14 protein-coding genes are annotated in these 9,398 nt (G+C 46.7%); 7 read left to right on the plus strand and 7 right to left on the minus strand.

The window, feature by feature from the left end; genetic code table 11:
• The first annotated feature begins 68 nt into the window (after window positions 1-68).
• The 5 genes from WMO75_RS08310 to WMO75_RS08330 are packed head-to-tail and all read left to right on the plus strand — an operon-like array spanning window position 69 to window position 3,084.
• Window positions 69-485 (plus strand): stage V sporulation protein AB, encoded by a 417-nt coding sequence (locus WMO75_RS08310; protein ID WP_118698070.1) that lies wholly within the window; start codon window positions 69-71, stop codon window positions 483-485.
• A 53-nt stretch (window positions 486-538) separates the two neighbouring features.
• A complete protein-coding gene (locus WMO75_RS08315) occupies window positions 539-1,009 on the plus strand; it encodes a SpoVA/SpoVAEb family sporulation membrane protein (RefSeq protein ID WP_118698069.1) in 471 nt (156 codons plus the stop codon).
• Window positions 1,006-2,079, plus strand: a complete 1,074-nt coding sequence (locus tag WMO75_RS08320) for a stage V sporulation protein AD (RefSeq protein ID WP_118698068.1) — start codon at window positions 1,006-1,008, stop codon at window positions 2,077-2,079. Before WMO75_RS08315 ends, WMO75_RS08320 begins: the two co-directional genes overlap by 4 nt.
• A 12-nt stretch (window positions 2,080-2,091) precedes the next feature.
• On the plus strand, window positions 2,092-2,448 hold the full coding sequence (spoVAE, locus tag WMO75_RS08325) for a stage V sporulation protein AE (protein WP_022214150.1): 357 nt from the start codon (window positions 2,092-2,094) through the stop codon (window positions 2,446-2,448).
• Between the two features lie 27 nt (window positions 2,449-2,475).
• The gene (locus WMO75_RS08330; RefSeq protein WP_118252542.1) at window positions 2,476-3,084 is read left to right on the plus strand and encodes a stage V sporulation protein AA; all 609 of its coding nucleotides are present in this window, start codon (window positions 2,476-2,478) and stop codon (window positions 3,082-3,084) included.
• An 88-nt stretch (window positions 3,085-3,172) separates the two neighbouring features.
• On the opposite strand, the gene WMO75_RS08335 is transcribed toward WMO75_RS08330, so the two are convergent.
• Window positions 3,173-3,376 carry a hypothetical protein gene (locus WMO75_RS08335; RefSeq protein WP_022214152.1) on the minus strand — a complete coding sequence of 68 codons (204 nt, stop codon included), beginning with the start codon at window positions 3,374-3,376 and terminating at the stop codon, window positions 3,173-3,175.
• A 208-nt stretch (window positions 3,377-3,584) separates the two neighbouring features.
• On the opposite strand from WMO75_RS08335, the gene sstT reads away from it, so the two are divergent.
• Window positions 3,585-4,808, plus strand: a complete 1,224-nt coding sequence (gene sstT, locus WMO75_RS08340; RefSeq protein ID WP_118698067.1) for a serine/threonine transporter SstT — start codon at window positions 3,585-3,587, stop codon at window positions 4,806-4,808.
• A gap of 281 nt (window positions 4,809-5,089) precedes the next feature.
• Window positions 5,090-5,590, plus strand: a complete 501-nt coding sequence (locus tag WMO75_RS08345) for a QueT transporter family protein (protein WP_022214154.1) — start codon at window positions 5,090-5,092, stop codon at window positions 5,588-5,590.
• Between the two features lie 216 nt (window positions 5,591-5,806).
• Here the strand turns inward: WMO75_RS08345 and WMO75_RS08350 are convergent, their stop codons facing one another.
• The 6 genes from WMO75_RS08350 to WMO75_RS08375 form a co-directional block, all read right to left on the minus strand.
• A complete protein-coding gene (locus WMO75_RS08350) occupies window positions 5,807-6,529 on the minus strand; it encodes a SigF/SigG family RNA polymerase sporulation sigma factor (RefSeq protein WP_022214155.1) in 723 nt (240 codons plus the stop codon).
• Between the two features lie 10 nt (window positions 6,530-6,539).
• Complete coding sequence (gene spoIIAB / locus WMO75_RS08355) at window positions 6,540-6,965, minus strand: anti-sigma F factor (RefSeq protein WP_022214156.1); 426 nt, start codon at window positions 6,963-6,965, stop codon at window positions 6,540-6,542.
• Window positions 6,949-7,293 carry an anti-sigma factor antagonist gene (locus WMO75_RS08360; protein ID WP_022214157.1) on the minus strand — a complete coding sequence of 115 codons (345 nt, stop codon included), beginning with the start codon at window positions 7,291-7,293 and terminating at the stop codon, window positions 6,949-6,951. The genes spoIIAB and WMO75_RS08360 overlap by 17 nt, the downstream gene beginning before the upstream one ends.
• 162 nt (window positions 7,294-7,455) lie before the next feature.
• Window positions 7,456-8,676 carry a hypothetical protein gene (locus tag WMO75_RS08365; protein WP_118252544.1) on the minus strand — a complete coding sequence of 407 codons (1,221 nt, stop codon included), beginning with the start codon at window positions 8,674-8,676 and terminating at the stop codon, window positions 7,456-7,458.
• Between the two features lie 35 nt (window positions 8,677-8,711).
• On the minus strand, window positions 8,712-8,864 hold the full coding sequence (locus tag WMO75_RS08370; RefSeq protein ID WP_022214159.1) for a hypothetical protein: 153 nt from the start codon (window positions 8,862-8,864) through the stop codon (window positions 8,712-8,714).
• Between the two features lie 12 nt (window positions 8,865-8,876).
• A partial coding sequence (locus WMO75_RS08375; RefSeq protein WP_349077907.1) for a glutamate ligase domain-containing protein occupies window positions 8,877-9,398 on the minus strand: 522 nt, incomplete at its 5' end.

Below are 9,398 nucleotides of genomic sequence, written 5' to 3' on the forward strand. Positions count from 1 at the left end.
TTAATGTATGATTCTCTCAGATTTTCACATACTACTCATCAAAATCAATAAAAAAGGAGTTCTTTTGTATGTGGCAGCAGATTTTTCTTGGCTTTGCAGGAATATGTTCAGGAGTTATCATTGCCGGCGGTGCTGTCGGACTGATGATCGGACTTTCCATTCTTCCAAGATATGCCGGGATCACACATACTGCAGATTCTATCCTGCTTTACGAGGATATGACCCTGCTTGGATTCGTACTCGGAAATCTTTTCTGGGTCTTTGAGATCTCTCTGCCGCTTGGAGTCCCGTTTCTGATACTGTATGGTGTCTTTTCCGGGATATTCCTCGGAAGCTGGATCCTCGCGCTGGCGGAAGTCGCTGACGTCTTCCCTGTTTTTTCCAGAAGAATCCGTCTGACGGAAGGTTTTCCTGCCATTATCATAGCGATCGCTGCCGGGAAATGTACCGGCACACTTCTTTTTTATTTCCTTGGCTGGCAATAAGCCTCATTATTATATGCATAAACCAGACAAAAGTCAAACAGAAAGGAGATTTCATGCCTTCAGAACAGCAAATAAAAAAGCAGAAAAAATATGAGCAGTATGTCAAATCCATCACCCCCTCTCACAGTCTCCCTGTAAATATGCTAAAAGCCTTTGTCACAGGAGGCCTGATCTGTCTTTTCGGACAGTGGATCTTAAACACCGCTCAGACCATGGGCGCAGACAGAGAGACTGCCGGAAACTGGTGCTCGCTTATTTTGATCTTTCTGAGTGTACTTCTTACCGGATTGAATCTGTATTCCAAGATTGGAAAGTTCGGAGGCGCCGGGGGACTTGTTCCGATCACCGGTTTTGCAAACTCGGTTGCCTCTTCCGCGATCGAATTCCAGGCAGAAGGACAGATCTTCGGCATCGGCTGCAAGATCTTCACAATCGCTGGTCCTGTGATCCTGTACGGGATCTTAAGTTCCTGGCTTCTTGGCATTGTCTATTATATTCTCAAACTTATGGAGGTGATCGGATGAAACCAGCAGCTCAGACCGGAAAAGTAAGCCTCGCTTTTCAGGAACCGGTCTATATTCAAAGTGCAGCTTCGATCGTCGGCAAAAAAGAAGGCGAAGGACCGCTCAGAGACTGTTTTGATATGGTGAGCGAAGATCCACGCTTCGGGACAGATACCTGGGAAAACGCAGAAAGCACTCTCCAGAAAGAAACTGCTGTACTTGCGATCGGAAAAGCCGGTCTTAAGCCTTCTGATATCCGAATGGCATTTGCCGGGGATCTTCTTGCACAGACGATCGCATCTTCTTTTGGCATTGCTGATATGGGGATTCCGTTTTATGGGCTGTATGGTGCCTGCTCCACGATCGGTGAGTCCCTTTCTCTCGGAGCCATGTCCGTCGCAGCCGGTTACGGTGCACATATCCTCTGCGCCACATCCAGTCATTTTGCTACTGCCGAAAAGGAATTTCGTTTTCCGCTCGGCTATGGAAGCCAGCGCCCGCTCTCTGCAACCTGGACAGTGACGGGAAGCGGAGCCTGTGTCCTTGGAAACAATCCGCCAGTTCCGGAAAACACAGAAAATGCCTCTCCCCTCCGGCACGAAAACGGCTGTGTGGCAGTCACTGCGCTTACTACCGGAACGGTTGTCGATTTTGGTTTTCGTGATTCCATGAATATGGGCGGCTGCATGGCTCCTGCTGCCTGCGATACGATCTGCCGCCATCTGACCGATTTTGACCGGAAGCCTTCCGATTACGATGCCATTATCACCGGAGATCTCGGCGTGGTCGGACAGAGGATCTTATTTGATCTGCTCCGGGAAAAGGGTCTTTCCATCAGTTCCATCCATCATGACTGCGGACTTCTGATCTTTGATAACAAATCACAGGATACGCATTCCGGCGGAAGCGGCTGCGGCTGCGCCGCCTCCGTGCTGGCTGCGTTTATCCTGCCGCGCATCGTTACCGGCCAGTGGAAACGTGTCCTGTTCGTGCCTACCGGGGCAATGCTCTCCAAAGTAAGCTTTAATGAAGGAGAATCCGTTCCGGGAATCGCCCACGGAATCGTTCTTGAACACATTCAATTATCCTGAAAGGAGTTTTTTATGGATTATTTTAATGCATTCTGGGTCGGCGGTGTGATCTGTGCCCTGGTCCAGATCCTTCTTGATAAGACCAAGCTGATGCCCGGGCGGGTCATGGTCATTCTGGTCTGCTCGGGTGCTCTTTTGAGCGCGATCGGAATCTATCAGCCATTTGCCGACTATGCAGGTGCCGGCGCTTCTGTTCCGCTTCTCGGCTTCGGGCAGGTTCTCTGGAAAGGTATGAAAAAAGCCATCGACCAGGACGGTTTCCTCGGACTTTTTACCGGGGGATTCACAGCCTGTGCGACTGGAGTTTCTGCTGCGCTGATTTTTTCCTATCTCGCCAGCCTGATCTTCAAACCCAAAATGAAAGACTGACCTGCGGTCTTTCAGAAGGAGATTTTTATGAGTGATACTTTATATTTACAGCTTGACATGAACATACAGGTACAGCATCCCCATGTGTATCTCCAGGATATCGCACGGCTTTCCTGTACCAATCCCAAAATTTTGAACAGGCTCCGTGTCCTGCCTGTTGCGAACCTGGATTCAGAAAAGCCGGGAAGGTATGTCATGTCTGTCATGGATCTTGTCGACATGATCCAGAAAAAAGAACCGGAACTTACGATCACACCTGTCGGCGAACCTGACTTCATTCTTACCTATAAAAAAGAATCCACTCCCGGCACGCTTTTCCGCTGGCTCAAAGTGATCCTTGTCTGCCTTGCCACGTTTTTTGGCGCAGCATTTTCCATCATGACCTTTAATACGGATGTGGATGTCGGCACACTTTTCCAAAAGATCTATTTTCAGGTAACAGGAAAAATCTCCAGCGGTTTTACCATACTGGAGATTTCTTATTCCATTGGGCTCGCCATCGGAGTCCTGTTCTTCTTTAATCATTTCAGTCATCTGAAGTTTTCTGCTGACCCCACACCTATGCAGGTGCAGATGCGTAAATACGAAGATGATGTCAACACCACGATCCTGGAAGATCTTAACCGCGAAAAATAACTGTTTATGGCAAAAAACACAGGGCAGAGAACGCCATGCCGTCTCTGCCCTGTATTTGCCAAACACTTTACTTTCCCTGACTTAACGATCAGTCCTCGAAGCAACTGATCACATAGCCTTCATTTTCGATGACTACATCTGAAACATTGTCTCTGTCCCAGATTGCATCACTGATGATAGATCGTAAGCTCTCATCCATCTGAATATTAAACGTTTCCTCAATAACCTGAAACGGAACGTTTTCGTTCTCCTGTGCGTACTCCATGATGAAATCAAGAATCTTCTCTTCCATATCTGTAAATCTGCCTTTCTGTAATTACTGATATTGACATCAGCCTGTATCGTTACTGTTCACAGCAACCTTGTATCATCTTACCGCAACTTCCAAAATATGTCTACGAAAATTTATGATTTTGTTGCACTATAAGCATTTTTCGTTTATAATATGCTTTATTAGTGTTTTACCATATTAAAGAGGTAAAAGGAAAGGGAGTAAACAAATGAAAAAACTTTGGACCAAATGGACTGAGATCGCACTGGTCAAGCGAATCCTCGTAGGACTGATCCTGGGAGCCATCCTGGGAATCGCTGTACCGGGAGCTTCTGCAGTCTCTATTCTGGGTGACGTATTCGTCGGAGCCCTCAAAGCGATCGCACCGCTTCTTGTATTTTTCCTGGTTATCAGTTCTCTGTGCAATGCCGGAAAATCTCACGGCGGTGTTATCAAAACCGTAATCATACTTTACATGTTCAGTACCGTTCTTGCCGCTGTGATCGCAGTATTTGCAAGCATGATCTTCCCGGTTGAACTGACACTGACAACTGCTGCTACTGATACTGCTGCACCACAGGGTATCGCAGAAGTCCTCAACAACCTTCTGCTGAACGTCGTTGCAAACCCTGTTTCTTCTCTCGTAAATGCAAACTATGTTGGAATCCTGATGTGGGCTGTCCTGATTGGACTTGCTTTACGTGCTGCCAACAACATGACCAAGAACGTTCTTGCTGATGTTGCAAACGGACTTTCCACAGTTGTTACCTGGATCATCAACATGGCACCATTTGGTATCTTCGGTCTCGTGTTCAACACAGTATCTACAAACGGACTGGATATCTTTACTACTTACGGTAAACTGCTTCTTCTGCTGGTTGGCTGTATGCTGTTTATCTATTTTGTTACCAACCCGATGCTCGTTTACTGGTGCATCCGCAAGAATCCTTATCCGCTGATCTTCCAGTGCCTGAAGAGAAGCGCGCTGACTGCATTTTTCACCAGAAGTTCTGCCGCCAACATTCCTGTAAACATGAAAGTCTGCGAGGAAATGGGACTTGACAGAGATACTTACTCTGTAACTATCCCGCTCGGTGCAACGATCAATATGGATGGTGCAGCGATCACGATCACGGTTATGACAATGGCCACTGCCTTTACACTTGGTATCCATGTAGATATCCCGACTGCGATCATCCTGAGTCTCCTGGCTGCACTTTCAGCCTGCGGTGCTTCCGGTGTTGCCGGTGGATCTCTTCTTCTGATCCCGATGGCATGCTCTCTGTTTGGTATCTCTGATGATATCTCCATGCAGGTTGTTGCAGTTGGTTTCATCATCGGTGTTATCCAGGACTCCGTAGAGACAGCCCTGAACTCTTCTTCCGACCTTCTGCTCTCTGCTTCTGCTGAGTTCAGACAGTGGCGTCGGGAAGGAAAAGAAATTAAATTCTGATTTTAAAACTGATATTTTTATGTATCTGATATTTCTAAAGAATATCGCTTCTCTGATTGTATTTCAGGGATGCGGTATTCTTTTTTTCTTGCATTTCCTGTGTTGTTATGCTATACTCATTACCGCTATGAAGCCCGCAAAATCAGCGGATGCGCCGCTGGCGTTTCCCCGATATGCAATACACCAAGGTCTTACAGGGCTTCCCGCCGATTCCCGGCGTAAAATGAATCATGTGTTCGTGACCTTCCACATGTAAAACAAAACTAAAGGAGAACTGAATAATGAAAAGCAAAAACACAATGTTCCTTGTGCAGGCAGCCACTATCGGTGCTATCTACGTAGTTCTGACTCTGCTGTTTGCCCCATTAAGCTACGGCGAAGTACAGGTTCGCTTCTCTGAGGCACTGACGATCCTTCCATACTTCACACCTGCTGCAATTCCGGGATTATTTGTAGGATGTATCCTCTCCAACCTGCTTGGCGGTGCAATCCCTGTAGATATCATCTTCGGAAGTATCGCAACACTGATCGGTGCAGTCTTTACTTACAAACTGCGCGGTTCCAGCAAATGGCTTGCTCCATTGCCGCCGATCGTAGCTAATACGGTTATCGTACCTTTCGTTCTTTACTACGGATACGGTGTGAACCTTCCAATCCCGCTTATGATGTTGACCGTCGGTGCCGGCGAAGTCATCTCCTGCGGAATCTTCGGAATGATCGTCCTCACCGCACTTTCCAAGGTGAAAGGTTCTGTTTTTGGGAAAGCAAGTTATTCTAAATAAAAGTCAAAGCGGCTGCCGGGCGATTTCCTGGCAGCCGTTTTTTATATAAGACTTATTCCGTCTTTCCTCTCATTAACTTTCCTTCTGAAAATCTTTATAATAAACTCAGAAACAAAGAAACCAAGCGCAAAGAGAATATAATATTCTGTTTTTACATATAAATCGATGCTGGCGACTTAATGTAATCAGCATATCGGGCATCGAGAAATAAAGTAATCATCCATCTCGATACAAACTCCTCAGCTTCTTCAATATCCTCTTCTCCATCCGCGACACCTGCACCTGGGAAACGCCTAGCTGTTCTGCGATCTGGGTCTGGGTCTGGTCCTGGAAGTAACGCATGTAGAGAAGTTTGCGGTCGGAGGATTCCAGTTTTCCGAGGATTTCCTCGAGGAAGATCCGGTTCAGGAGATGCTCTTCGGCGTTTTCTTTTTCCGGGATCTTGTCTATGAGGGAGATATCTGTTCCCTCGCTCTGATAGACGGTTCTGTACAGGGATTCTACTTCTGCCGCTGAGTCCATCGTCATCGCGACTTCTTCGGGCGGCATTTCGAGCATTTCTGCGATTTCTTTGAGGCTCGGTTCCCTGCCCAGTTCTTTCTCTATCTTTTCTCTCGCCAGATAGACTCTGTGCTGGTTTTCTTTGATGGACCGGCTCACCTTGATCATTCCATCATCCCTGAAAAAGCGTTTCAGTTCTCCTAAGATCATCGGGATGGCATATGTGGAAAATTTCACCTCAAATGCCGGGTCAAATTTATCCACCGCCTTGAGAAGCCCGATGCTCCCTATCTGAAAAAGATCTTCCATCTCCACGCCTCGCCCAAGGAAACGCCGTGCCACGCTGTAAATAAGTCCTGTATTCTCTTCAAATAACGTATCTCTTGCCTCTTTATCCCCCTGGTGTGCACGCCCGATCAGGGCAAGAGTATGTTCCATAAGCTATCCTTTACCGGCCGATGAGTTTTTTCATCCGCACCCGGGTTCCTGCACCAACCTGTGATTCTACTTTCAGGTCATCCATAAATGCCTCCATAAAGGTAAATCCCATACCGGACCGGTCTGTGTCTGCCTTTGTGGTGTACATCGGTTCCATTGCCTTCTGAATGTCCGGGATTCCCTTCCCATGATCTGTGATCTCCACATAGATTTCCTGACCGGTAATACAGAGTTTCATCTCTATCTTATGTATTTCTCCCTCATAAGCATGGATAATGCTGTTGGTGACTGCCTCAGAAACTGCGGTCTTGAGATCTGCCACTTCCTCCAGCGTCGGATTGAGCTGTGTACAGAATGATGCCGCCGTAATCCTTGCCAGGGCTTCATTTACCGGCCTGCTGTCAAATACAAGTGTTACTTCATTTGCTTTTTCCATAATCTTCTCCTTCTTCCTCTGCCCTCTGAATCTCCATATATCTGTGGACTCCTGATAAATGGAGCAGTTTGTCAATATGACTGCCTGTATTGACTGCCATGATACACTTCTGCCCCATCCCCAGCGCCCGGTATCGCCCCATGATCAGTCCGATACCAGAACTGTCCATAAACTCCGTATTCTCAAAATCAAAAACAATCCTTTTGACATAGGTTCTGCTCATGATCCTGTCCGTCTCCTTTCGGATCCAGTCCGACTGCGGATGGTCAAGATCCTGCGGAAGATGTACCGTCAGGATTGCGTCTTTGAATTCAAACAGCTCATTCATTTTCATTCCCCCTGCAATTTTTTTACTGTTCCGTTCAGGCATCCTCAATATACAAATACAAAAAAGGAGATGTGCATCATACACATCCCCTTCTCCGAGGTTCCTCTTATAGCGTTTTGTCCCTGCATTGCCTGCAGCTATCACTAACTGTTCACTATAATATTATTCATAATAATCTGATTCATCGTAATCACCGCTGTCATCGCTTCCATCACCAGAAGTATCATCTGATCCGGCATTTCCGGAACTTACAGCCTGACTGATCGTATTATAGATTGTTTTCTGTGCATCTGAAAGAACATCTGCCTGTACATTCTGCAGTTCCAGTGCAGCATCGTCCAGATTCTTCTGCTGATAATCTGCGTATGCCTGCAGAAGTGCCTGATAACTCGTACTCTTTGTCTGTTCAGAAGTCAGCTGCTGTGTAACTTCATCTGCCGAATTCGTGGCTTCCTTCGCATCATTCTGCGCCTTGGTAAGTTCTGCCGCCTGACTTGCAAGCGATTCACTGTACTGGACGATCTGCTGGTTCGCTTCCTTGTAAATTCCCTGACGGATTGCCGGAACTGCCAGCATCCAGAAAGCACCAACTCCAGCCACGATTCCCGTCATCAGAACAAAAAACAGAGAAATTCTGGAGCGTTCTCTGTAAACAGGCTGCTGCACAACCTGATCCGGAGCCAGCACATCCATCTCCTGCTGCTTTGAACTGCCCGAATGGAAAAATCCCTTTTTTCCCTTCTTTTCAAGCTTGGTCGTAACTCCTGTCTGTTCATCCACTTCCCTCAGAAAGCGAAGCGTTGTCGTATTCGTCTTATCAATACGCGCTGCCTTCCGAAGAGTTCTTCTCGCTTTGTTCCATTCATGATTTTTCATCTGGATCAATGCAAGAAGATGATATCCCTTGATAAGCTTCGGATTCTGTGAAAGAATCTTGCGCAGCTGAATTGCTGCCATATCTTCATGTCCTTCACGGCACAGAAGCAATGCGTGATTATATTTCTTGATTGTCTCATTGATCGCATTCAGACGGTTTCTGTTCGCCTGAAGTTTATTGATGTATTCTGTTGCAAGGTTTCTCGTTGGCTGAAGACTCTTACTAATCACCCATTCGCTGAGTGCAGAAACCACTTCTCCTGTCTCAAAATAAACAAGCCCAAGAAGATTCCTCGCCTTGATATTTCTCTTATCATAGATCAGACTCTGTTTCAGACAGGCGATCGCTCCGGAAAGATCACGGATGCTTGCCTTCTCCAGACCCTGATTGTAAAAACTCTTGGACAGATAATCTACTTTTTTCTGGATCAGTACATTATATCCGCAGTTCGGACAGTAGTCCAGATCCATGTCTGTAAGAAATGCCCCACAGTTCACACAATTCATTCACTATTTCTCCCTTTGTGTACTTCGTATGCTTCTTATCTTGTGCGTCGATTGCTTTTTGCCTCTCTTAAGACTTCCTGAAGGACATCCAGAATATCAGTCAGCTCTCTGTCATAGATCGCACCCTCTGCGTCTGTGACATCCAGACAGGGTTCAAATTTCTTCAGTTCCTCTTCATAATCGATCATAATAAATTCTCCTTATTTTCCGATTCCCTTAAGGATAGCGGTCTTGATCTCGCCTACCAGATACAGGGAACCTACGCAAAACAGCAGTCCATCTTCGCCCTTGACCGCAAGTGCTTTCTTAAATGCCTCCTCCGCGTCATCACAGACTTCAGCGGAAGGACAGCCATTCTCACGGAAGATCTCTGCCAGATGTTCTGCAGGTACTTTACGGTAACCGCCCACCTGGGTAACTACCACATGTTTGAACTGGATCTTGTCCAGGATCGTACGGATCATATCTGTATAATCCTTGTCATCAACTGCCGAAAACAGCAGTGTAAGCGGATACTCCTTCTGAAAATGTGCCGCTGTTTCCACGAACTTGGCAACTCCATCCTCATTATGCGCACCGTCTACGATCACGCCCGGCAGTACAGTTTCCATTCTTCCCTGCCAGCGTGTTTCAAGAAGTCCCTTCTTTACTGCATCCGCAGATACCGGAATGACGTCCTTCAGCACTTCGATCGTTTTGAGCGCAAGAGAACTGTTCATCAC

The sequence above is a fragment of the Blautia intestinihominis genome (assembly GCF_040096655.1).
GTDB classification, from domain to species: Bacteria; Bacillota; Clostridia; order Lachnospirales; family Lachnospiraceae; genus Blautia_A; species Blautia_A intestinihominis.

Bases quoted from the DNA above. Each gene is read 5' to 3' on its own strand.
- WMO75_RS08310 (WP_118698070.1), top strand. From the start codon at position 69: ATGTGGCAGCAGATTTTTCTTGGCTTTGCAGGAATATGTTCAGGAGTT.
- WMO75_RS08315 (WP_118698069.1), top strand. From the start codon at position 539: ATGCCTTCAGAACAGCAAATAAAAAAGCAGAAAAAATATGAGCAGTAT.
- WMO75_RS08320 (WP_118698068.1), top strand. From the start codon at position 1,006: ATGAAACCAGCAGCTCAGACCGGAAAAGTAAGCCTCGCTTTTCAGGAA.
- spoVAE (WP_022214150.1), top strand. From the start codon at position 2,092: ATGGATTATTTTAATGCATTCTGGGTCGGCGGTGTGATCTGTGCCCTG.
- WMO75_RS08330 (WP_118252542.1), top strand. From the start codon at position 2,476: ATGAGTGATACTTTATATTTACAGCTTGACATGAACATACAGGTACAG.
- WMO75_RS08335 (WP_022214152.1), bottom strand. From the start codon at position 3,376: ATGGAAGAGAAGATTCTTGATTTCATCATGGAGTACGCACAGGAGAAC.
- sstT (WP_118698067.1), top strand. From the start codon at position 3,585: ATGAAAAAACTTTGGACCAAATGGACTGAGATCGCACTGGTCAAGCGA.
- WMO75_RS08345 (WP_022214154.1), top strand. From the start codon at position 5,090: ATGAAAAGCAAAAACACAATGTTCCTTGTGCAGGCAGCCACTATCGGT.
- WMO75_RS08350 (WP_022214155.1), bottom strand. From the start codon at position 6,529: ATGGAACATACTCTTGCCCTGATCGGGCGTGCACACCAGGGGGATAAA.
- spoIIAB (WP_022214156.1), bottom strand. From the start codon at position 6,965: ATGGAAAAAGCAAATGAAGTAACACTTGTATTTGACAGCAGGCCGGTA.
- WMO75_RS08360 (WP_022214157.1), bottom strand. From the start codon at position 7,293: ATGAATGAGCTGTTTGAATTCAAAGACGCAATCCTGACGGTACATCTT.
- WMO75_RS08365 (WP_118252544.1), bottom strand. From the start codon at position 8,676: ATGAATTGTGTGAACTGTGGGGCATTTCTTACAGACATGGATCTGGAC.
- WMO75_RS08370 (WP_022214159.1), bottom strand. From the start codon at position 8,864: ATGATCGATTATGAAGAGGAACTGAAGAAATTTGAACCCTGTCTGGAT.